The organism is Pedobacter sp. G11 (genome assembly GCF_003860265.1).
Taxonomy (GTDB): domain Bacteria; phylum Bacteroidota; class Bacteroidia; order Sphingobacteriales; family Sphingobacteriaceae; genus Pedobacter; species Pedobacter agri.
Map to the genome: position 1 here is coordinate 4,812,763 of NZ_CP034190.1, position 21,473 is coordinate 4,834,235.

At 37.0% G+C, this 21,473-nt stretch carries 21 protein-coding genes; 14 read left to right on the forward strand and 7 right to left on the reverse strand.

What is annotated here, in order from left to right:
• Positions 1-3: 3 nt before the first annotated feature.
• Together EA772_RS20750 and EA772_RS20755 are read left to right on the forward strand one after the other, a co-directional pair.
• On the forward strand, positions 4-444 hold the full coding sequence (locus EA772_RS20750) for an EVE domain-containing protein (protein ID WP_124914775.1): 441 nt from the start codon (positions 4-6) through the stop codon (positions 442-444).
• Entirely contained in the window at positions 437-898 is a 462-nt protein-coding gene (locus tag EA772_RS20755; protein WP_124914776.1) for a MarR family winged helix-turn-helix transcriptional regulator, read from the forward strand. The genes EA772_RS20750 and EA772_RS20755 overlap by 8 nt, the downstream gene beginning before the upstream one ends.
• A 115-nt stretch (positions 899-1,013) precedes the next feature.
• On the opposite strand, the gene EA772_RS20760 is transcribed toward EA772_RS20755, so the two are convergent.
• A complete protein-coding gene (locus EA772_RS20760) occupies positions 1,014-3,521 on the reverse strand; it encodes a DPP IV N-terminal domain-containing protein (protein ID WP_124914777.1) in 2,508 nt (835 codons plus the stop codon).
• Between the two features lie 173 nt (positions 3,522-3,694).
• On the opposite strand from EA772_RS20760, the gene EA772_RS20765 reads away from it, so the two are divergent.
• From EA772_RS20765 to EA772_RS20780, 4 genes are read left to right on the forward strand one after another with little or no spacing between them, the layout of a single operon-like run.
• Positions 3,695-4,573 (forward strand): polysaccharide deacetylase family protein, encoded by an 879-nt coding sequence (locus tag EA772_RS20765; RefSeq protein WP_124914778.1) that lies wholly within the window; start codon positions 3,695-3,697, stop codon positions 4,571-4,573.
• Positions 4,574-4,627: 54 nt separating this feature from the next.
• On the forward strand, positions 4,628-5,986 hold the full coding sequence (locus EA772_RS20770; RefSeq protein ID WP_124914779.1) for a M1 family aminopeptidase: 1,359 nt from the start codon (positions 4,628-4,630) through the stop codon (positions 5,984-5,986).
• 11 nt (positions 5,987-5,997) lie between these two features.
• Entirely contained in the window at positions 5,998-6,879 is an 882-nt protein-coding gene (locus tag EA772_RS20775) for a polysaccharide deacetylase family protein (RefSeq protein WP_124914780.1), read from the forward strand.
• Between the two features lie 39 nt (positions 6,880-6,918).
• The gene (locus EA772_RS20780; protein WP_168187611.1) at positions 6,919-8,088 is read left to right on the forward strand and encodes a DUF3298 and DUF4163 domain-containing protein; all 1,170 of its coding nucleotides are present in this window, start codon (positions 6,919-6,921) and stop codon (positions 8,086-8,088) included.
• A gap of 65 nt (positions 8,089-8,153) precedes the next feature.
• Here EA772_RS20780 and EA772_RS20785 read toward each other — a convergent pair whose 3' ends face one another.
• The 3 genes from EA772_RS20785 to EA772_RS20795 form a co-directional block, all read right to left on the reverse strand.
• A complete protein-coding gene (locus EA772_RS20785; RefSeq protein ID WP_116167574.1) occupies positions 8,154-8,606 on the reverse strand; it encodes a 3-oxoacyl-ACP synthase in 453 nt (150 codons plus the stop codon).
• Between the two features lie 144 nt (positions 8,607-8,750).
• Positions 8,751-9,323 carry a nitroreductase gene (locus tag EA772_RS20790; protein WP_124914782.1) on the reverse strand — a complete coding sequence of 191 codons (573 nt, stop codon included), beginning with the start codon at positions 9,321-9,323 and terminating at the stop codon, positions 8,751-8,753.
• A gap of 186 nt (positions 9,324-9,509) precedes the next feature.
• On the reverse strand, positions 9,510-10,058 hold the full coding sequence (locus EA772_RS20795) for a hypothetical protein (RefSeq protein WP_124914783.1): 549 nt from the start codon (positions 10,056-10,058) through the stop codon (positions 9,510-9,512).
• 435 nt (positions 10,059-10,493) lie between these two features.
• Here EA772_RS20795 and EA772_RS20800 point away from each other — a divergent pair, with 435 nt between their 5' ends.
• The 7 genes from EA772_RS20800 to EA772_RS20830 all read left to right on the forward strand — a co-directional run bounded on the left by EA772_RS20800 (position 10,494) and on the right by EA772_RS20830 (position 16,996).
• Positions 10,494-12,116, forward strand: a complete 1,623-nt coding sequence (locus EA772_RS20800) for an ABC-F family ATP-binding cassette domain-containing protein (RefSeq protein ID WP_116167571.1) — start codon at positions 10,494-10,496, stop codon at positions 12,114-12,116.
• A gap of 75 nt (positions 12,117-12,191) precedes the next feature.
• Positions 12,192-12,851: a hypothetical protein gene (locus EA772_RS20805; protein WP_124914784.1), complete on the forward strand. Its 660-nt coding sequence runs from the start codon at positions 12,192-12,194 to the stop codon at positions 12,849-12,851.
• A 64-nt stretch (positions 12,852-12,915) separates the two neighbouring features.
• Positions 12,916-13,572 carry a hypothetical protein gene (locus EA772_RS20810; RefSeq protein WP_124914785.1) on the forward strand — a complete coding sequence of 219 codons (657 nt, stop codon included), beginning with the start codon at positions 12,916-12,918 and terminating at the stop codon, positions 13,570-13,572.
• Between the two features lie 137 nt (positions 13,573-13,709).
• On the forward strand, positions 13,710-14,411 hold the full coding sequence (locus EA772_RS20815) for a DUF4397 domain-containing protein (RefSeq protein ID WP_010599114.1): 702 nt from the start codon (positions 13,710-13,712) through the stop codon (positions 14,409-14,411).
• 120 nt (positions 14,412-14,531) lie between these two features.
• Positions 14,532-15,116, forward strand: a complete 585-nt coding sequence (locus EA772_RS20820; RefSeq protein WP_124914786.1) for an RNA polymerase sigma factor — start codon at positions 14,532-14,534, stop codon at positions 15,114-15,116.
• On the forward strand, positions 15,109-16,380 hold the full coding sequence (locus EA772_RS20825; RefSeq protein ID WP_124914787.1) for a hypothetical protein: 1,272 nt from the start codon (positions 15,109-15,111) through the stop codon (positions 16,378-16,380). Before EA772_RS20820 ends, EA772_RS20825 begins: the two co-directional genes overlap by 8 nt.
• Positions 16,381-16,543: 163 nt before the next feature.
• Complete coding sequence (locus EA772_RS20830) at positions 16,544-16,996, forward strand: DUF3299 domain-containing protein (RefSeq protein WP_238533574.1); 453 nt, start codon at positions 16,544-16,546, stop codon at positions 16,994-16,996.
• Between the two features lie 77 nt (positions 16,997-17,073).
• Here the strand turns inward: EA772_RS20830 and EA772_RS20835 are convergent, their stop codons facing one another.
• The 3 genes from EA772_RS20835 to EA772_RS20845 form a co-directional block, all read right to left on the reverse strand.
• Complete coding sequence (locus tag EA772_RS20835; RefSeq protein WP_124914788.1) at positions 17,074-17,490, reverse strand: hypothetical protein; 417 nt, start codon at positions 17,488-17,490, stop codon at positions 17,074-17,076.
• 76 nt (positions 17,491-17,566) lie between these two features.
• Complete coding sequence (locus tag EA772_RS20840; RefSeq protein WP_010599119.1) at positions 17,567-18,073, reverse strand: peptidylprolyl isomerase; 507 nt, start codon at positions 18,071-18,073, stop codon at positions 17,567-17,569.
• A gap of 10 nt (positions 18,074-18,083) precedes the next feature.
• A complete protein-coding gene (locus EA772_RS20845) occupies positions 18,084-20,105 on the reverse strand; it encodes a thioredoxin domain-containing protein (RefSeq protein WP_124914789.1) in 2,022 nt (673 codons plus the stop codon).
• A gap of 156 nt (positions 20,106-20,261) precedes the next feature.
• Between EA772_RS20845 and EA772_RS20850 the strand changes: the two genes are divergently transcribed.
• Positions 20,262-21,359, forward strand: a complete 1,098-nt coding sequence (locus EA772_RS20850) for a mandelate racemase/muconate lactonizing enzyme family protein (RefSeq protein WP_124914790.1) — start codon at positions 20,262-20,264, stop codon at positions 21,357-21,359.
• The last annotated feature ends 114 nt before the right edge of the window (positions 21,360-21,473 follow it).

Consider the following 21,473-nt stretch of genomic DNA (forward strand, 5'->3'; position numbering starts at 1 on the left):
GTGATGGCTGATCGTATAGTAAAAAACTGGATCATTGTGGCTTCTAAAGATCATGTCAAAGTGGGTAAAGCACAAGGGATTGCTCAGGCTTGCCAAGGAAAATTTTCGCCTTTACAGCGAATGAAAAAAGGAGATTTCGTAATCTATTATTCTGGGAAGCAAAGGATGGGGAAACCAGACAAATGTCAGGAATTCACAGCCATCGGAATAGTAAGAACTGAAGAAACTTATACAGTTAAAGTGTCAGCAGACTTTTACCCATCCAGACGCGAAATTGAGTTTTTTGAATGTAAGAATGCTTCAATTCTTCCGCTGATAGATGATTTAGATTTTATCCCTAATAAAAAAAGTTGGGGTTATCCATTTCGATTTGGTTTCTTTGAAATCAATCAAAAAGATTTTGAGTTAATTTCATCAAAAATGCTTCACCATCAAAATGGCTAAAGAAATAGAATTTCAGTTTAAAACTCCGAATGATAGTCCGGGTTATTTGCTCGGACAGCTTACCATGCTTTGGCAACGTAAATTAAAAAAAGTGTTAGATCCATTGGATTTGACACAAACACAATTTGTATTGCTTGCTGCGTTGGGTTGGCTTTCAAAAACAAATAATGAAGTTACACAAATTGACATCGCAAACCAGAGTAATACCGATAGAATGATGGTTTCAAAGGTTTTACGAACATTACAGGAGAAAGGTTTTGTAACGCGACAAGAACACGAAACTGACACCAGAGCAAAAACAATTCGCCTTACTCCGGATGGTGAAAATGTGCTGCAAAAAGGACTTGTTGAGGTAGAAAATGCGGATAAGGTTTTTTTTGCTTCTTTAGACACCAGCCTATCTTTGTTTAACAAAAGTATGGTGCAACTTATTGATCAAAATAAAACCATATAACTACCAATCAGCTTATCTCTTTCAGATTTTAAACTCGAACAGTTTTTAAAAAACAGCGAAGGCTTGCATTTTAACGCAAGCCTTCGCTGTAATCATGACTAAAATTAAAAAGAATTTACTTTCCAGTCTTTTCGATATCCCGATCCATTTCCAACAAATCGACATCTTCCGGACTTGAGAAATCTCCAATTAAATATTTGTTGAAGTGATCAGCCAATTTCCAGAAAGCATATTCTGTCATATCCCCAAAACCATGTCTTTGCCCTGGAATAATCAAAAAATCAAAACGTTTTCCGGCTTTCATTAAGGCATTCGCTACACGAATCGAATTTGCCGGATGCACATTGTTATCTACATCGCCATGCATTAATAACAAGTGACCTTTCAGATTTTTGGCCAAATCAGGATTTTTATCGATGCTGTATTTAAAAGATGTATCGCCTTTTAATGAAATAACTTCTTTCACGCCATGATGTTTTTCACTCCACCAACGGTTATAGATACTATTATCATGATTTCCGGCATTAGAAACTGCAGCTTTAAAAAAGTTTGGGTAAACCAACATCGCCGCGGTAGACATAAATCCACCACCTGAGTGACCAGTAATACCCACTTTAGTATCATCAATATAACTGTATTTTGAGGCCAATTGCTCAATTGCAGTTTTCTTATCGGCCAATCCGTAATCACGCAGGTTTCCGTAACCGTAAGTATGGTACCATTTAGATCGTGATGGATTTCCACCACGGTTACCTACGGTGATTACAATGTAGCCAAACTGTGCTAAACGTTCTGTACGGTCCATGCTCTTACTAAAAGCTTTGTTTACAGCTTCCGTTTGTGGGCCAGGATAAACGTACTCAATAATAGGATATTTCTTGTTTGGGTCGAAATCAAAAGGTTTATACATTACGCCATACAAATCAGTTACGCCATCATCAGCCTTCACAGTAAAAGGCTCCGGAAATTTATAACCTGCAGCGGTTAGTAGGGAAAGATCAGTAGCTTCCAATTCCATTACTTTATGACCATTTTTGTCATACAAAGTAGATTTTGGCGCCGTATTTACCCTTGAATAATTATCTACAAAAAAGCTGTTATTATCATTCATACTCACTGCATGATCGAAATTGCCAGCGTTTAACAGCTTCATATTCGAGCCATCGAAGTTGATGCTATACAGATGTAAATAATAAGGATCTTCTTTGCCTTCCCTGCCATTTGCGGTGAAATAAAGTATTCGGTTTTTCTCATCGATATTTACAATACTTTCGCAATGAAAAGAACCTTTGGTTATTTGGTTTTTAAGCTTTCCGTTCCCATCAAAAAGATAGAAATGGGCCCAGCCATCACGCTCGCTCCAATGAATCAATTCTTTTCCATTATTGATCAATCCAGGGCGATTTACCTCTACGTAAGTATTGAAGCGCTCATCAATGAGTGGCGTCACTTTACTTGTAGCAATATCAATCGTACCAATATCAATGCGTTTTAAATCGCGGCTGGTACGCGAAAAATAAAATCTGCTATCATCGCCCAACCAAATCGACGGACGAAATTCATTATCACGATCTTTAGCTAATGAAGGTTTACCCCAAACGCCAATGCTTTGATCTTTAAATGCAGATATATTTAATTTTTTGTAAGACTTTGCCGGAAAATCAAAAAGCAAAATTTCGTCTTGTGGTGCTTCAGCCTCACCTGGCATTTGATATTTGTACGTTTCTAAAGTTGGTCGGCCAGCAGTAACACTATTAATTACCCATAAATCTTTAACCTTACGGGAGTCAGTACGATCTAATACGAAGTATCTGGAGTTAGGCGACCAAAGTACATAGGCACCGCGGCGTTTCTTATTATTTTTTTCATTCTCTACATTATTCTCGCCATCACCATCACTTCCGTAAGAGTAAAATTTTATGCCATCTTTGGTCAGCTGATGTTCTACAATGGTGCTGTCTTCTTCATTTTTAACCGCTTTCTTGTAGTTCTCTTTATCCATCCAATACAAATTATAATTGCGTGAAAAGATAATGGCAGATGAATCAGGAGCAACTGAACCCCAGCTTGGTTTTGGTTTAGGCTTACTAAAATTTGGCACCTCAGTTAACTTTGCTGTGGCCAGGTCATATTTGAAAGAGAAAATCTTTTTCTGTAGTGAATCGGCAGCTTTTTTATCCTTGCGGTCAGGCTTTACTTCATCAATTGTGCTTTTCACTTCAAAAGAAATACTCTTTTCATCAGCAGCAAACTTTAAGTTTTCTAAAGGCAAATGTTCTGCATCAAAAGGATCGCGAACTGCTAAGGTGATACCAGCAGCGATTTTCGCGTTATCGAACATCAACTTTTTTGTTTTTGCATTCGGATCTACCAAGTACCAAAATTTCCCTTTCGGACTTTCAAAAGTGTACCAAAAACGATTACTCAATTTCAGCCAATGTGGATCAACCGAGGTGGAATAAACCATTTTCTTTAATTTATTTGGAGAAAATCGCGAAGCAAGTTGATAATTTGCCTTTGGTTGTACCTGAATATTCTCAGTTAGCGTAAAGGTTTTATTTTGTGCCGCCACAGTTAGGGATAGAAACGGCGCACAAAGAAAAAGTTTGTAAAGTTTGTTCATCAAAATTGGTTTGAGGCGCTAAATTATTTAATAAAAGCTGATTATGATAGATGGAGATTGTAATAAAACAGTTAGCTTATCAAATTTTTAAGGGTTGAATTATTTATCAACACCAGTTTATTGGGTGTATAATAAATTGCCAGAATTTATAGTTTTGTAGCAATTAAAATACTATGAAATACAAATTACTTACTATTATAGCTGCTGGCATTATTTTATTCGCCAGCTGTCAATCTAACTCTCAAACCGGGAATACCGATGGAACCGATTCAACCGGACAGGTAACTAAAACAGCAGAGAACACCTCAGTGCCTGTAGATATTTCGAAAATAAAAGTGGCTGATGCCAAGACCATTCTGGCCAGAAAGCAGGTACCTATTTTATGCTACCACCAGGTAAGGAACTGGAAACCCACAGATGGCAAGGTGGGTAAGGATTATATTGTAGAGATCCAAAACTTCAAAGACCAAATGAAAATGTTGGCTGACAGTGGCTATCATACCATTTTGCCGGATCAGCTGTATGCCTATTTAAATACCGGAGCAGCACTACCAAGCAAACCAATTATGCTTACTTTCGATGATACCGACCTGGACCAGTTCACTATCGTAAACCCAACATTAAAAAAACTGGGTTATAAAGCAGTGTATTTTATCATGACTGTATCTATTGGTAAAAAAGGAAAATTTGTAGATTATATGAGCAGCGATCAGATTAAACAACTTTCTGATGAAGGCAATGTAATCGGATCACATACCTATGACCACAAAAACTTTAAAAAATACGCCGGCAAGGATTGGGAAGAACAATTAGACAAACCAACGAAAAGACTGGAAGAAATAACCGGCAAAAAAATGACTGAATTTGCTTATCCATTCGGTTTATGGAATCCAGAAGGAATTCCTGAATTGAAAAAACGTGGTTTCAGAATGGCTTATCAACTATCTACTAAACGCGACGAAAAAGACCCATTATTCACCATTCGCAGAATTATTGCCAGCGGTTATTGGAGTCCTAAGACTTTAAGCAACAGCATTAAAAACAGCTTTTAAGTACTCAAAACCCCGGCATTGTCTGGGGTTTTCCTTTTTTAAACGAAAAACGACATGAGAAAAATTGCCTTCTTCATCCTTTCATTGATTTCAGGTATAACATCTGCTCAAATACCGCATCTTAACGGCCAGGTCGATATTAATATGAAAACCGGTCAGATTACCTGTGATTTTACATTAAGCAAAATCCCAAATCTGAGTAAAGATTATCAGATTGTTTTGAATAAAGGATTCAACATTAAAGCGATTAAAGATGCTGAGAACAATACCGTGAAATATTCTGGCTTTTACGGCGGGGCAATGCGTGGCGAAGGTTTAACCTATGCACCACTATTTAAAGATAGTACGATGGTGAATCCGAAGCGGCTCCATATTTTGTATACCGGCGCCTTCCCCATTTATACTGACACGTTAAACTTTATAGATTTTAAAGGTTTGATCGCTTTCAATGGTAAAACCATGCGAGCTGCTGATCAATCGAAATGGTACCCCATTATTTACGATGTTAAAAACGATCGGCTGATTGAGCAGGTTACCTTTAATATTCAGGTAAGTGCCAAAGGCGCCAAAACCATTTTTGTAAATGGCGATTTACCTCAGTCTGGGCCAGCTGGAAGGTTTAAATCGGATATTGCCATTGCCCCTATGTTATTTGTTGGCGATTATGGTGTACAGAAAACGGATGGTGCCTTATTTTTAAACACCAATATGAATCAAAGACAGCTATCTGTTTTTGAACAGAATATTGCTGAAATGAAAGCTTATTTCTCTAAAAATCTCAAAATCCCTTACAATACTAAAAACGTCTTTATAGAACATGAACCAGTAGAAAAATTTAATAAAGGCCGCAGCTGGGGCTTCGTTGCTTTTCCAACAATTGCTTTTGCAGGTATTAAGCTTGGTGACATGATTGATAATCAAAAACCTCAACTGAAAGATTCTACAGATTATCCTTTTATTGCCCATGAAATCGGCCACTATTATTTTGGAAATGTGTTGCAACCCAATTCAACATTATTTTGGTTTTTTCTGGAATCTACCGCAGAGTATTTATCAGTAAAAGCCAGCGAAGAAAAATTCGGGAAAATATTTGCTACGAAATATTTTCAGGATAGAAGCAAACAGCTTAAAAACTTCAAGGCAAAACCTTTAAACACAATCACAGATATGAACGATATTTCTGGCACTTATCGCTACAGCTATGGCCCGTTTTTACTGAGGGGCCTGGAGCAAATCATCGGAGAAAAGCAAATGTTTAAATTTTTAAATACCTGCTTAATGGCCAAAGCAGAAGCGACTGATTATAGCTTTTTTAAACGGAATGCACTAAAATCAGGGATATCACCAAAACAATGGGACACCTTTGAAAAAGACTTTATTTTATCTGAAAACGCAGTATCTTTGGTGAAATAATTGATAACAAATTGAACAAAAATTTTAAAGCAGCGCCCCACCCCCTCACGTTTATCTTACTTTTAGTCTTATTGATTTCTGCTTGTGGCCATCAAACAGCGACAGAAAAAAATACTGAAGATACAACGACCACTACCCTAAAAACAGATACATCACAAAGAAAACCAGCTGATGCCAAAGCCATTCTGGCACGCAAAGAAGTTCCTGTTTTATGCTACCACCAAATTAGAAATGCTTTGGCTAGTGACAGTAAGCGAGCAGGTGATGACATCATTTCTCCAGACAAATTCAGAGATCATATTAAGATGCTGGCTGATAGCGGTTACCATACCATCTTACCCGATCAACTTTATGATTACCTGGTTTATGGCGCTAAACTACCTGAGAAACCGATTATGATTACATTTGATGATACCGATATGGATCAGTTTACAGTCGGCAACACCACTTTAAAAAAGTACGGCTTTAAAGGGGTCTATTTTATCATGACGGTTTCTATTGGCAGAAAAGGAAGGATCAATTACATGACCAAAGAAAACATCAAACAGTTGGCTGATGAAGGCAATACAATTGCAAGTCATACCTATGATCATAAAAATTTTGCTCAGTTTAAAGATGAAGACTGGAAAACCCAGATAGATGAACCCACAAAAAAATTAGAAGAAATCACTGGAAAAAAAGTTGAGTATTTTGCCTATCCCTATGGTGTTTTCAAGGCTGCGAATTTGCATAAGTTAAAAGAACATGGCTTTAAAGCAGCATTTATCTTATCTACCACCCGTGATGAAAACTATCCGCTGTACACCATTCGCAGAATTATTGATCCGGGAAGGTACTCTGCCAAAAACCTTTATTACAGTATTAACAAGAGCTTTAATAAAACAAAATCATAGTTTCATCTGTAAAATAAGGGAATATCTTTGCAAATGATCATGAGAAAATATATCCACCTTACACTTTTTAGTCTTTTAATTCTCGCTTCATGTACCAATTCAAAAAATAACCAAAGTACTGAAGAAACTTCGGATAGCACTTCCGCTACCTTAACAGAGTTGCCAGCAAATTTTTATAAAAGGTTGGAAGGTACCATTGCCGGAAAGGCAGTAGTGATGAATTTGCAAAAACTAGAAGGTGAATACGATGGCAATTATCACTACGATGGCCCATGGTTAAATTTATCGACTGATACTTTGGTGGGCAAAGACAGCCTCGTTTTATTTGAAAATAGCTTTTACGATTATTACTTTGACCAGGACGCCAAGCAAAATCACTTAGCGCTGAAATGGACAGGAAATGGCTTTAAAGGAACATGGTCTGATGGTAAGGGGACAAAGAATTTTCCAATCCAGTTAACGGAGAAATATCCTGAAGGAAGTTACCAATTTACCACAGGTGTTTATACCGACTCAGTAAAAGCATTTGCTGAACGGGAAAAATCGCCACAGGCAACCATTAGTTTTGAGTACTTACAGGCCAAATCAACTGATGATGCTGGAAATTGGCTAAATGATCAGCTGAAGAGTATTTCTGGAATAAAATCTGGAAATGTAAATCGGGAAGCTGGTTTTAAAAAAATGGCCTCAGCATATTTCGCCGATTACAAACAACAAATCTCCAAGCAACAAAAAGATGGGCCTGATCGTGGTTTTGAAGCCTGGATGAATTATACAGATGATAGTCAGCAAAGCATTGTTTACAATGAAAATGGATTTGTTGTGGTAGACTATCTTACAGATGCATACACTGGTGGTGCTCATGGAAATTATGCCAGCACCATGTTCTGCCTCGATGTAAAAAACAAAAAACAGATGGTATTGAATGATGTGGTTAAAATTGATTCCAATTCCCTGCAAAAATTGTTGGAGCAGAACTTAAGAAAGCAATACAATATTAAGCCGCAAGATCAATTAAATAAAGTATTGTTTGATAACTTTCTGAAACCTAATAACAACTTTTATTTCAATAGAAACGGATTGGCATTTATGTATAATCCTTATGAGGTAGCAAGTTATGCACAAGGGCAGATTGTGGTTTTTATTCCTTTCTCAGAACTAAAAGCTTATTTAATTCCTGCCTTTGCTGAAAGACTTGGTATAAAATAGAATGCCGTTGTGTTATTTAACTATGTAATCCACATTGTTAAAAATTAAAAGTTTAAAGGTAAAGTCTATAAAATTTCCTTTACCAGATATTTATTGCCATTAAAACTTAATTCATCTCCAACCTTTGCATTGAGAAAGGCTCGCCCTATCGGTGCAGCTTGCGATACTGCGATAAACTTTTCTCCATCTACATTTAGCTCACCTGCACTAATACTGATATAGAAATTTCCATTTGATGTTAAAATCAAACTGCCATTTTTAGCTTCTTTGGCAGCATCCACGTTTTCTATTTGTTGCAAAGCGATTTTCTGTTGCCCGGCCTCATAAAGTAATTTGCTATTCCTATCCATTTCCTGCTGCATCATTTCGCGGGTGGTTTCATACTTATCACCAGCACTGCTTTTGGTATCATCGTTAGAAGCTTGCCTGGCTTGTAACATAGAATATTCAATATTTTCTATCCTATTTTGAATAAAAGTAAAGCAAAGCTGAAATAACTGATTTTTTAAAGTAGACATGGTTATTAAGAAAAAATTTAGCTGATGTTGAAAATAAAATGGTCTCTGCGAAAGTCGTCATTTCGAGCGAAGTCGGGAAATTTTTTGAAATAGGTTGTGTAATTACAAAGATTCGCCATCTCGCTGCGGTGATGGGCGCCTGAGCTACTCCTCAATCCAATTTACCTTTTCTTCAATTGAGGTTCGGTTGGGTGCCCAAGGTTTTTCGTTATGGTAGCCCATGTAAAAGAGGCCAATACATTTTCCATTTTCCGCCAGGCCTAAAAATCCGCCCAAATCGTGAATTAGTGGTGGCGAACTCCAATAAGCTCCAACTTTTAAACTCTCGGCAGTAAGTGCCATATTTTGTACCGCACAAGAAACAGCAGCCAATTCCTCCCATTCCGGGATTTTACCAGTTACGGCCATATTTATAGCAATAATGCAATCTGCCTGCTCCGTTTTCTCAGCGAAACTATCATATTTTTTCTGAAGGAAATTTTGTGGCGATACAAGATTTTTATATAATCTTCCAAGTTCTTCACCAAGTTTTGTCAAGCCTGCTTTCCTGATGACGGTAAACCGCCAAGGCTGTGTTAGCTTATGCGTGGGTGCGTAATTCGCAGTTTCTAAAATTTGATTAATTACCTCAACAGGAATTTCTTTTTTAATATAACTGGCAGGAAAAATACTGCGTCGCTCTTTTATAACCTGAGATACGATTTCATAATTGCTCATTTTGTAAAAATAGTCAAAAGCAAAAAGATTAAAGTTGAAAGCACTTGATAAAACGTCTTAAACAAAAAGATTTGACGTTTTAATGTCTTGCCAGCAGAAAAAAGCAAAAGCAGACACTTATGCGGAAAACCGAATTTATACTTCGAAACATTTCCTCCACTCCTGGCACTTTTTCACTTTAAACTCTTAGCTTTTCACCTTAAGCTGTTTCCTGATCTGTTTAACCTTCGCAAAAAAAGCGATACTTTCTTTATCTACCAGAAACTCCATTGTATCAATTAATTCTTCTTTAATCCAGCTATGTTTAGGTATGAGGTTGGCTAAAATGTTTAAGCAGTGAGATTTTACCGCAACAGGAACATGTTCATCAATTAACCAAGCGAAAACAACTTCTACAATCGTGTCAGTTTCAAAATCTGTTATGATGACTTTAATTTCAGGTGATGTTTTTTTGTTGGTGATAAAAGCCAGAATTTTAACGTAATGGCGTAAAGCAGAAAGATTTTGTTGCAACGGAAGTTTTTGGAGGAAATAGGTGGCATGCGGCAAAAACCGCTCCTGATGATTGGAATAAACACGTTCTAAAATCCACGCAGCCCGGAAACCAATTTGTTCATTAGGATGAAAACTCAAATCGATTAAATCTTTGGCAGAAAAAGTTTGCGCCGAAGTTTTTGCGGCAAACTGCTCCACTTCTATTTTGCCAACTGGTTTTTCTAGGAGATCTGTTAACATTTGCATGAATGATAAAATTAAAAAAAATTCCGTCAGCTGAAGCAGACGGCAATGAAAGGGTTAAATGTACAGGCAATGGCTTATCATTGCCATTGGTTTTAAATCATTAAACCTAACGCGATTCATTACCATTGGTTTCAACCAACAGATAAAAACATTTGCCAAATCGGCTTTAGCCAAAATAGTACTTTGGGTTGTCTTTCTAGCCAAAAGCACAAACCATTGTTAAATAAACCCGATAGAATGAAAATACTTTTTGTTGCAGTCTTCAACAAACTCAAACTGACGACAACAAAAAGATTGAAGTGAAAGCGGGACTACAATTGCCAAAAGATACTGAACGATCATTTTCAAATTATTAATCCCATACCTTTTGCCTTCTACCTTTTTACCCTCAACCTTTTTGCCTATCTTTGCGGCTTATTTCTATTTAATATGATTTCAGTTTCTAATTTATCTTTACGATACGGCAAACGCACATTATTTGAAGATGTTAACTTAAAATTTACCCAGGGCAACTGCTACGGTGTAATTGGGGCTAATGGCGCAGGTAAGTCTACTTTCCTTAAAATTTTATCGGGAGAAGTAAGCCAAACTTCAGGTAGCGTAGCCTTTACTCCAGGAGAAAGAATGGCGGTTTTAAAACAAAACCACTACGAATTCGATGAGTTTTCGGTATTGGAAACTGTTATGATTGGCCATAAAGAACTTTATGCCATTATGAAAGAGAAAGATGCCATTTACATGAAAGAAGATTTTACCGAAAAAGATGGTGAACGTGCCGGAGAGTTGGAAAATCTTTTTGCTGAAATGGATGGCTGGAACATGGAAAGCAACGCGGCAACCATGTTAAGCAACTTAGGTATTACTGAAGATAACCACTATAAATTATTGAAGGAACTGGATAATACACAAAAAGTACGTGTGTTATTGGCTCAAGCTCTATTTGGCAATCCGGATATTTTATTACTGGATGAGCCTACCAACGATTTGGACATTGAAACTATTGCATGGTTAGAGAATTTCCTGGCTGATTACCAGAACATTGTATTGGTGGTTTCTCACGACAGGCACTTTTTAGATGCAGTTTGTACGCACATTGTTGATATCGATTTCGCAAAAATGAGCATCTACACTGGTAACTATACGTTCTGGTACGAATCGAGTCAGCTGGCGCTAAAACAACGTAGTGACCAGAACAAAAAGATGGAAGATAAAGTGAAAGAGTTGCAGGAATTTATCCGCAGGTTTAGTGCAAATGCATCAAAATCAAAGCAGGCAACTTCACGTAAAAAAGCTTTAGATAAGATCGATATTACTGAAATTAAAGCATCGAGCCGAAAATATCCGGCCATTATTTTTAACAACACAGGTCGTGAGGCGGGCGATCAGATTTTACAGGTTGATGCATTAGGAAAATCTGGAAACGATGGCACTTTATTCGACAAAGTTACTTTTATGGTAAACAAGGGCGATAAAATTGCAATTTTATCTCAGAATAGTTTGGCAACCGCAGCATTTTACGATGTGTTAACAGGTAGAGTGCCTGCCGATAAAGGTGAATTTAAATGGGGCGTTACCATTAGCACAGCTGATATTCCTAATGATAACTCTGAATATTTCGCTGGCAAGGATGAAAACCTGGTAGATTGGCTACGTGAATATTCTGGAACGGATGCCGATGAGCAATTTGTGCGTAGCTTTTTAGGCCGTATGTTGTTCTCAGGCGAAGAAGTTCTGAAAAACGTAAAAGTGCTTTCAGGTGGTGAGAAAATGCGTTGTATGTTTTCGAGAATGATGTTGCAGCAAGCAAACCTTTTGATGTTTGATGAACCAACCAACCACCTGGATTTGGAATCTATTGAAGCATTGAATAATGGTATGAAAGATTTTAAGGGTGCCATTTTATTTACCTCACGAGATCACCAGTTGACTGAAACCGTAGCCAACAGAATTATTGAAATTACGCCGAAAGGCACTATTGATAAGTTAATGACTTACGATGAGTACATCAATAGTCCTGATGTGGCAAAACTTCGCGAAGAAATGTACGCCTAAGGCATTGATTAAATATATTTTGAAAAGGGTTTTGATTTTACATCAAAACCCTTTTTCTTTATAGCCTGATCAAATATGATGAAAACGCTCTCTACACTCCTCTTATTTTTTATTGGCTTCGTGGCGGTCGCTCAGGAAAGCGACTCGACAAAAGTACGCTCGAAAAGGAATGCCTTTGGTTTTAAGGAAAATTTTACTGAATTAATCTCCAAACCCGGCATTAGAAATGGGTTAACTCAAATATTTGACGACCAAGTAATATTAGCTTATGGTTTGTATAAAAATGATAAGCGGGTTGGGCGGTGGCGTTTCTTTAAACAGAAGGATAGTGTAGAACAAATTTTTAACTATGATTTAAAAAAAGCAGATTACAACCAGCCAATAAATTCAATATCTTATGTAATTGATAGCTTGAAAGAAGGCGATCGTGTGATAAAACCTGTAAAAATTGGCGGCTTTAGAATGGCATTTAAGGCGATATTTCAGGAATCACATCATTATGGAATACCATACAATTCAGCAGGTTACGATCAGTTTTACATTTTCACGATTAATGAACGAGGCGATCTTGAAAAAGTTGAGGAAAAGCTTTCATCAAAAAATTACAATACCAATTTAACCGAACTCAATATCAAAAGATTCCTAAATGATGAATTCAGATTTATACCAACCTATGTAAATGGCAAACCTGTTAAAAGTAAGATAATTATCAAAGCTAAACTAACGGTTAGTTAAGGCAAATCATAGACTTAGTTAATTGAAATAATCAAAATCACCCTATAAAAATTAGTTAAATTATATGAAAACGTGCTGTACTTTTCTGCTACTGTTTATTGGTTTTACTGCATTCGCTCAAAAGAGTGATTCGACAAGAATAAGAAAAAGCGCTATTGGTTTTGACTTGATAGAAGAAAGCACCGAATTAAAATCAAAACCACATATCAAAAATGGTTCTGCTAGAGTTTTTCTGCACAATAAAATTGTTGCCACAGGATTATACAGAAACAATGAAAGAGTTGGTAAATGGCGTTTTTTTGATAAAGACAGCCTTTCACAAGTTTACAACTACAACCTAAAACAGATGGAATTTAATATTCCAGATACAACCCTGCATTATAATATTGATTCATTAAATCAAGGTGATAAAGTAACGTATCCGATAAAAATTGGTATGATGAATAATTTGTATTGGTACCTAACATCAACTGCGAGAATACCCAAAGAACTGGAGCAAAAGGATACCGAATATCAAGTAATGTTCTATTTGTACATCAGTAAGCTCGGAAGAATAGATAAAACTTTTGTTAACTATTCATTTTCAAACAACAACAAAAGTTATCAGCTAATAGACGAAACTAATAGATTCAAATATTTTGAATTTTCACCTGCAACTGTGAATGGTAGTGCCGTAGATAGTCAGATGATTTTAAAAGTTAGCGCCAGAATTGGTAATTAAATATCTTGGTATATTTTAATATAATTTAAATAAATAAAAAATATAGGTTGCTGTAGCGTTTTCACCACGTTAATCGTTTTAGAAGAAAAAGTGTTAATGGCCATTAACCAATTTTGATTCTAAAATTGATTTAAAACATGAAAACTCATTTGAAAAACTTTAGCTTAACAACAAAAATTGCACTCTCTCTTCTCGCTATAACAACGATATTTTCTGCCTGTAAAAAAGACTGGAATAATGATCCTATCGAAGCTGCAGGAATTGGCTTCGTTCACGCTTCGCCGGGCACCGCTGCGCTTGATTTTGTATTAGATAATCAAAAAATCGGCAGTTTTACCTACACCAACGATCGCGGCTACTATGCAGCATACCCAGGAAACAGAGTGATCGGCGTTGCCAAAAAAGATTCGCTAAGATACTTAACCAGCGGCACCGGAACTTTGAAACAAGGTGTTTTTTACTCGGCTTTTGTAGTGGATACACTTAAATCAACTAAAATTTTATTGGTTGAAGATGATTTGAAAGCACCAGATGCAGATAAAGCTAAAGTACGTTTCATTAACTTAAGTCCGGGTTCTACCGCCTTAGATTTAGCTGTTGAAGGAAACGCCACTGCTCTATTTACCGCAAAAGCGTTTAAAGAATTTACCCCGTTTGCGTCCATCAATCCATCAGAAAGTTATACTTTCCAGGTTAAAGAAGCGGGATCGGCAACCGTTAAAGCAACTTTACCGGCAATAAAAATTGAAAAGGGAAAAATTTATACCATTTGGGCCAAAGGATTGAGCAGCAAAACAGATAGTACAAAATTTGGATTAGCTGTGATGACAAACAAATAATATCTACCTATGCATTTATAACACCATTCTAAAGCGGGAATGGTGTTATTTCATTAATTTCGCATAAGGGTTAAAATATCAGATAAAAACTAATCAAACTTTAAATAGTCCTTTACAGGAGTGATAAAAAAAATACTCAGTTTTGAGGAAATTTTAAAAGGCTGTGTAAAAAACGACAATAGCTGTAAAGAAATGATGTATAAATCATTTTATGGCTATTTAATGGGCATTATTTTGAGGTACACCAGAAATGCTTCAGACAGTGAGGAGCTTGTAAATGACAGCTTCATAAAAATATTTAAACACGTGGGCAACTTCAAATCGCCTAAAAACCCAGAAGAGTTACAACGATCATTTAAAGGTTGGATTGCGCAAATTGCATCGCGTACTGCGATTGATAAAATCAGAACTTCAAAAGCGCAGTATTATGTTGATGACCTTGGCGAAGATGAGCACCCTGTTACAGAAGTATCTATCGCATCTGAATTGCATGTAAACGATATTTTGAACTTACTTAATCATTTGCCAGATACGCAAAGACTGGTATTTAACTTATATGAAATTGAAGGTTTCGCCCATGAGGAAATCTCAAAAATGTTGAATATCCCCGAAAGCTCAAGCCGCGTATATTTAACACGCTCTAAAAATAAATTACGTACACTTTACCTGAATACAATGGTTGGTTCCTATAAAAAAAATGGATAAAGAATTAATAGACCATATTGCCGCACAGCTTCAACACCACGAGGAATCTTACTCGCCGGGTGCATGGGAGCGTTTTTCTGAAAAGGAGAACAAACCAAAAGGTTTCATTTTTTGGCCTTTATGGGTAGCTGCTGCGTTGATTTTAATTTTTGGTGGCACATTTTTGATATTAAATAATCAAAATCGTAAACAGGATTTGGTCATCACAAATAAAAAAACGACTAAAGAAAAACCAGTAGGACAAGAGAAAAAACCGGTGGTTAGGAATGATCAGGTTGAAATGGTTGGACCATTGAATACGCCCTTTACTAAAGATAGCCAGGTTCAAGATGCATCGGTAAGCCCAGATAGCCAGAAGATAGATCAGGCGATTACCGTACTTGCTAATACAAATGATCCGGTTGTTGCAATTGAAAACCACAACGTATTAGATAATGCTTTAACTAAAATACCACTTAATTCTTACAGTGATAGAAAATTTGAAATTAAAGCTGAACCTAAAAAAGAAAAACCTCTTAAAAAGCCAACTTTTGAAGATTTGCTGGCGCAAGACAGCAAAATAAATGAATTGAAAAATACTGGTAAAACCCAGGCAAATACCAAATGGGAACCGGGAGTTTATGTTGCACCTGCAATGGGAAATGACAACAAAGTGAATATGAATTATGGTTTTTCGCTTTCCTACAAATTGGCTGAAAAACTTTCCATCAGTTCAGGTATTGCCTATTCATCGTTGAGTTCAACGAGCAATCCATCGACACAATATGCAAAAAGTAATGATGCAATGGCGAGTGCTGTACCTAGCTCGGCCGCACTGGCAACCTATTCAGCGAATAATGCCAGAAGCCTGGAATCAGTTAATGCCAGTGTTCGCGGAATAAACATCCCATTGGAATTAAAATACAACATTAGCAAAAAGGTTTACACAGGCGTTGGAGTGTCGGCACTGGCCATTTTAAACAACAGGCAAGACAATAATTACCTGGTGAGCAGTGGAAAAAATGTTACCGTGGCCAACACATCCGGCGTAGCTGAACAGCGGATGCTTATCGTTACCGAACGGGTTTCTGAACCTCAGGCCCAGTCTTCAAGTGTAACTGATAAATATATTGGCTTCTACAATTTTTCATTAGGATACAAGCAAAAAATATCGAAGAAAACCGATTTTGCTATTGAACCATTTTTGCGACTGCCGATGAAGACTTTTTCTAATGACAATCTTAATCTTACCAATGGTGGTTTGAGGCTGAAAATTGATTTTTAAAAGTTCATAGCGATTAAAGCTGGCCAGAAAGATGTTGATGCCGAAATTTAGGGCAACATCATAGATAACCTAATTCATACCGTATTACACTCGCAATATTTATTGGTTTTGTTATAAATGAATTACACTTGCCCACTTACATCTTTCTTATATTTGTGCTGACATGAGAAAAGGAATAATGAAAGCACTGGCATTTATATTTTTAATTTTTATTGGCCTCAACGCACAGGCACAGCATGATCCCAGCGATCAAATGGATTCTCCAAACTGGGATGTAATTGGCGGTATCACTTTTAAAACTGTAAAGCCGACAGAAAAATATGCTGTTTACTCACCGGGCATTAAAAAATTCGAGAACAAACCTTTTGAGCTTTCAGGATATATTGTTCCGATTAAAGATGGCATGAAGCAAACGAAGTTTATGCTTTCTACCTTACCCATTAATCAATGTTTCTATTGCGGTAAAAATGGGATCCCGATTATGGTTTTAGTGGAAATGGCCGAACCCATTAAATTTACTTATCAGCCCATTACAGTGAAAGGTGTGTTAAAACTGAGCACCACCAACACAATGGATAATCCTCCGGTGCTCTTATCTACATCAAAATTATTATAAAACCAAAAATCCCGATTCATCGGGATTTTTGGTTTTGACAATTCAAGAATTTCAGATTTTAACGATCACTAAAGTTGTTACCTGGTTTTAACTACACGTCGAGGTGGCTTTAGCAATTCATTAAACTGCGCTTTCGGAATTTTCTTTAATTCAGGAATATCCCTTATTAGTGCTTTTAAGCTGTAAGATATTTTGTATTGTAAAGCAGCCAAACGATTGCCACCCTTCACTCCTGCTGTTCTGTAAAAATCTTTAAATTCCTGCAGGGTCTGCAATTTACCAACCTTACTTTTATCAACCTTAGCGCCAACTTCGTTTAACGAAAACTCCTTATTCAAAGAAGCCTTTACCGTTTCATCTATAGTATTGGTATAAACAATATAATTTTTATTGTGCCGAACTTTTTCCCTAAGGGCAACCATATCAACCGACTGGCAATATCCAAGTTCAACAAATAACAAAAATACAAGCGGTGCAAATAATAACTTTTTCATACTGATTCAAATTAATATTTAAAACTAGTGAGATCAAAAGCTTAATAGGGATGCAAGCCACTCTTTATGTTTAATCTTAGTGACCTGAGTGGCCATCAGCGCCGTGAGCATGGCCATGAGCCAACTCATCTTGCGTAGCTTCGCGAACGTTTAAAATTTTTCCTGCGAACAATAAATTTTTACCTGCCATAGGGTGGTTTAAATCAACTGCAACTGTTTCATCATGAACAGCAGTTACACCAGCTCTGAATTGGTTTCCATTATTATCTTGTAAAGGAATTACATCACCAACAGATGGAACTTCACCGCCAGCTTCTGTAAACATCGATTTTGGAAGATCAGCGAAAGCGCCTGGATCAATTTCTCCATAACCATCAGCAGCAGATAATTCAAAGCTGTAATCAGCGCCAGTTGTTAGACCTGCTAAGTGCTCCTCAAATTTAGGCAACATCATGCCAACGCCATATAAAAATACTAAAGGATTTTGCTCATCAGCTTTCTCAACAAAAACTTGTTGTCCTTCTTCGTTCGTAGTGTGCAATTCATAAGTTACTGCGACTACTGAGTTTGGTGAAATATTCATTTAATCTTTTTTAATGTAAATATGCTAATGCTTCCTCAACAGTGTTAACCGGTAACTGGCATACTTTATTTCGGCAAATATAAACTTTTGTTTCATTGCTTTGCTTACCTTTTAACAGCGGCAGGTTACTTTTTGTTCCACCTAATGTAATTTTGTTGGGAATATAATAGTTACTTAACTCAAGCTTAATGGCATCTGTTTCCACGCCAGTAAGTGCAATTTCATTTATACCATAAACTTCATTGAGCAGTTGTATTGCCCAATTTGAATAGGCTGATCCGTAGGTTTTAATTTTCGGCTGCACGGCAGCAAGCATTTCTGCGGCTTTATTGTTGTAACCTTCCAAATCGAATAGCAATCCTAATTCTTTTAAATTTTGTGCCATTGTCGAATTTGAAGCTGGAATCACATTATCCATGACTTCATGCTTACGGGCAATCAGGCTTTCGCCGGTTGCTGAAGTATAAAAAAACATCGGTGACTCAGAATCACTAAAGTTTTCAATCACATAGTCGGTAAAAGATTTTGCCTCATTCAACCAGTTTTCATCAAAGTCATATTCGTAAAGTGCAATCAAAGCCTCTATTAAAAAAGCATAATCGTCCAAAAAAGCTGTGATAGAAGCTTTTCCATTTTTATAATTTCGATACAAGCCGCCACTTGCTGTTTTTAAATTGACTAAGATAAACCGGGCTGCCGCCGCTGCTTTTTGATAATATAAATCATGGCTTAAAACGGTTGCCGCATCTGCAAGTGCTTTAATCATCATCCCATTCCATGCGGTCAAGCATTTATCATCTAAACCGGGTCTAATCCGTTGGTTTCTGATATTTAGTAATTTTGCCTTTGCCGATTCAACTTTTGTGTAAAGCGTTTCAGCATCAATGTTATGTTTTGATAAAATATCATCATCGCTCAGTATTTTTCTCAAAATATTGGTCTGTTCTTCTTCCCAATTACCTTCTTCGGTAATGTTGAAATATTCTCCTAATAATTGCGCATCATCACCTAGCAGATCATAAAATTCTGTTTTATCCCACACATAAAATTTACCTTCAATGCCTTCACTATCTGCATCTAAAGCCGAATAAAATAAACCCTCGGGAGATGTCATTTCGTTAAAAACCCAATTTATACTTTCAACCGCGGTTTGTTTAAAGGAGTTAAATTTTGTGCATTGATAAGCCTCAGCATATAAACTGATCAGTTGAGCATTATCATAAAGCATCTTTTCAAAATGCGGCACATGCCATTTATCATCAACGGAATAACGGGCAAAACCGCCGCCAATCTGATCGTAAATTCCACCTCTACTCATCTCCTCTAATGTGTGGCAAACCGCTGTAAAAACCGATTCATCATCTTTTAAGTAGCCATAACGCAACAAGAAAACCCAGTTGTTTGGTAGTGGGAATTTTGGAGCACGATTGTATCCTCCGAATGATATATCGAAATGGCGTTTCCATGGTTCAATAATTTCAGTTAAATGTTCATCAGTGTAATCTTCTTTTGTAACCGATGGAATTATTTTCTCGCTATCGCGGATGCCTGAAGTTAATCGCTCTGCATACTGAATGGCTTTTTCGGGTTCATTTGACCATAGCGCAGCCACATTTTCCAGGATATTAACCCAGTCATTTTTTCTGAAATAAGTTCCACCATAAATTGGGCGTTGGTCTGGTAAGCATATGCAATTTAATGGCCAGCCGCCACTACCTGTCATTAATTGGATGGCGTACATGTAAATTTGGTCAATATCCGGGCGTTCCTCACGATCTACCTTAATGCAAACGAAATGTTTGTTCATCACTTCGGCAACCTCAAAATTTTCAAAGCTTTCGCGTTCCATAACATGACACCAATGGCATGCCGAATAACCAATGCTCACTAAAATCAACTTGTTTTCAGCTTTTGCCTTTTCCAATGCTTCAACGCCCCACTCATACCATTGAACAGGGTTATAGGCATGTTGTAGTAAATATGGTGATGAAGCGTTGATTAAACTATTAGGCTCAGAATGTACGTTCGACATGGTAATTAAAGTATAAAAATGAATTGGTAAAGCTATCAATTATCTACAAAGCTGTTTTGTTTTAGTTTTTGTTTTTATATTTTAGTTGGAAATCTATTTATAAATAAAACGGGTACATAGTATTTACTTTAAACTTTCTACCAACCAATAATAAACATGAAAATTACACACATCGAAATATATCGTTTTAGCATCCCGATGGAGCCATTTGTAATTGCAACCGGAACCATGCACTTTGCGCAAAATGTTTTGATTAGAATTTACACGGATAGTGGAATTCACGGTATTGGAGAATGCTCTGCTTTCCCGATGATTGTTGGGGAAACACAAGAAACCTGTATTGCAATGGCTAAGGATTTTGCCGCCATATTAAAAGGTAAAAATCCATTGGAAATACCAGAGAGAATGAACGATTTGTTAGGTTATGCAGACCACAATAGCACCATCAAAAGTGCATTTGATATGGCATTATTCGATATTGCAGCCAAAAATGCAGATTTGCCTTTGTATCAGTTTTTAGGTGGAACCAAACGTACAATAGAAACGGATATGACGATTGGCATAGATACGCCCGAGGGTATGGCAAAAACTGCCGTTCAATACAAGGAAAAAGGCTGCACCATTTTAAAAATTAAACTTGGTAAAAAAGTTAATGATGACATAGAACGGGTTAAAAAAATTCGGGAAGCTGTTGGCGATGAAATTACCATTCGCCTGGATGCAAATCAGGGCTGGACATTTGATGAAGCTTTGTTTGCCTTAGGCGAACTTGAACAATATAATATCGAATTTTGTGAACAACCCATGAGAACCTGGTATGATGACAAACTACCAGAACTCAACATAAACTCTCCTGTAAAGTTGATGGCTGATGAAAGTTGCTACAACTATCATGATGCAAGAAAACTTATAAACAGCCAATCTACCACCTATTTAAACATTAAGTTTTCAAAATCAGGAGGTATTCTCGGTGCGCAGAAAATCCACGAAGAAGCTTTGCAAACGGGAGTAAAATGTATGATTGGCAGTATGTTGGAAAGTCGCATTGCCTTAAGCGCAAATCTTCACTTTGCTTTGGCGAGTCCGAATGTTGTATTTTTTGATTTAGATACCGCTTTGCTCGGACACTTGGTTGACCCCGCTGTTGGTGGCTTAACCTACAATGGGTACTTTTTAGATGTTCCGGAAACGCCTGGAATTGGTGCAGAAGCCGATGAATTTTTCTTAGAGAAGTGTGAAAGCTGGGTGGTATAACCCCCTAGCCCCCTAAAGGGGGGAGCAACAGGCTAGGTGGCAATGCAAAATTCGTAAAAACAGAAACTAGATTTTAAACTATAGATAAACATTTGAAGGGCAAAGCCCCTTTTA

Excerpts from the sequence above, each read along its gene's own strand:
- EA772_RS20750 (WP_124914775.1), top strand. The coding sequence starts at position 4 with ATGGCTGATCGTATAGTAAAAAACTGGATCATTGTGGCTTCTAAAGAT.
- EA772_RS20755 (WP_124914776.1), top strand. The coding sequence starts at position 437 with ATGGCTAAAGAAATAGAATTTCAGTTTAAAACTCCGAATGATAGTCCG.
- EA772_RS20760 (WP_124914777.1), bottom strand. The coding sequence starts at position 3,521 with ATGAACAAACTTTACAAACTTTTTCTTTGTGCGCCGTTTCTATCCCTA.
- EA772_RS20765 (WP_124914778.1), top strand. The coding sequence starts at position 3,695 with ATGAAATACAAATTACTTACTATTATAGCTGCTGGCATTATTTTATTC.
- EA772_RS20770 (WP_124914779.1), top strand. The coding sequence starts at position 4,628 with ATGAGAAAAATTGCCTTCTTCATCCTTTCATTGATTTCAGGTATAACA.
- EA772_RS20780 (WP_168187611.1), top strand. The coding sequence starts at position 6,919 with ATGAGAAAATATATCCACCTTACACTTTTTAGTCTTTTAATTCTCGCT.
- EA772_RS20785 (WP_116167574.1), bottom strand. The coding sequence starts at position 8,606 with ATGTCTACTTTAAAAAATCAGTTATTTCAGCTTTGCTTTACTTTTATT.
- EA772_RS20790 (WP_124914782.1), bottom strand. The coding sequence starts at position 9,323 with ATGAGCAATTATGAAATCGTATCTCAGGTTATAAAAGAGCGACGCAGT.
- EA772_RS20795 (WP_124914783.1), bottom strand. The coding sequence starts at position 10,058 with ATGTTAACAGATCTCCTAGAAAAACCAGTTGGCAAAATAGAAGTGGAG.
- EA772_RS20800 (WP_116167571.1), top strand. The coding sequence starts at position 10,494 with ATGATTTCAGTTTCTAATTTATCTTTACGATACGGCAAACGCACATTA.
- EA772_RS20805 (WP_124914784.1), top strand. The coding sequence starts at position 12,192 with ATGATGAAAACGCTCTCTACACTCCTCTTATTTTTTATTGGCTTCGTG.
- EA772_RS20810 (WP_124914785.1), top strand. The coding sequence starts at position 12,916 with ATGAAAACGTGCTGTACTTTTCTGCTACTGTTTATTGGTTTTACTGCA.
- EA772_RS20815 (WP_010599114.1), top strand. The coding sequence starts at position 13,710 with ATGAAAACTCATTTGAAAAACTTTAGCTTAACAACAAAAATTGCACTC.
- EA772_RS20825 (WP_124914787.1), top strand. The coding sequence starts at position 15,109 with ATGGATAAAGAATTAATAGACCATATTGCCGCACAGCTTCAACACCAC.
- EA772_RS20830 (WP_238533574.1), top strand. The coding sequence starts at position 16,544 with ATGAGAAAAGGAATAATGAAAGCACTGGCATTTATATTTTTAATTTTT.
- EA772_RS20835 (WP_124914788.1), bottom strand. The coding sequence starts at position 17,490 with ATGAAAAAGTTATTATTTGCACCGCTTGTATTTTTGTTATTTGTTGAA.
- EA772_RS20840 (WP_010599119.1), bottom strand. The coding sequence starts at position 18,073 with ATGAATATTTCACCAAACTCAGTAGTCGCAGTAACTTATGAATTGCAC.
- EA772_RS20845 (WP_124914789.1), bottom strand. The coding sequence starts at position 20,105 with ATGTCGAACGTACATTCTGAGCCTAATAGTTTAATCAACGCTTCATCA.
- EA772_RS20850 (WP_124914790.1), top strand. The coding sequence starts at position 20,262 with ATGAAAATTACACACATCGAAATATATCGTTTTAGCATCCCGATGGAG.